Source organism: Corallococcus sp. CA041A (genome assembly GCF_003612075.1).
Lineage (GTDB): Bacteria > Myxococcota > Myxococcia > Myxococcales > Myxococcaceae > Corallococcus > Corallococcus exiguus.
This window is the reverse complement of record NZ_RAWF01000630.1, coordinates 1-456: the sequence shown is the minus strand read 5'-3', so window position 1 is coordinate 456 and position 456 is coordinate 1. Positions and strand designations below refer to the sequence as shown.

Here is a 456-nt window from a genome sequence, read left to right as displayed (position 1 = left end):
ATCGAGGAGCAAGCGAAACGGCTTTCTTAATGCATTCTAGTCCTTCTTTGAGCCGATCCAATTCTTGCAAAGCCAATCCACGTCCATACCATGACGAAGCATCAGACGGTGCAACTGAAATAAGTTCATCGTATTTTGCAACCGCTTCTTTAAAATGCCCCGCTCTCCGCAGATATGTAGCCAACATAAGTTGATGGTAGGGATCGTGCGGATTAAGCGCCAGTGACTCTTGGGTCTTTTTTACAGCTTCATCATAGGACTCCATATCAGCCAATTTGGCTGCTTCGGCAGAACGCAGATTGGCGGCCTTAACATCTCGAGCTGGAACTCTTTTACCAGACTTCCACCGAGTGCAATTGTCCAGTGTTTGCGTAGTCATCTGCTTATTAGCAGTTTTTGAAAAGCCGGCATAAGCAGCTTCCATGTCCGCGATGGCCTCGTCCCAGCGATTAAGAT

At 47.4% G+C, this 456-nt stretch carries 1 protein-coding gene; it reads right to left on the bottom strand.

Features of this window, described 5'->3' with window-relative positions:
• Window positions 1-424: tetratricopeptide repeat protein (locus D7V77_RS42540; RefSeq protein WP_233597581.1), on the bottom strand; the 424-nt coding region annotated here is incomplete at its 3' end.
• Window positions 425-456: the final 32 nt, after the last annotated feature.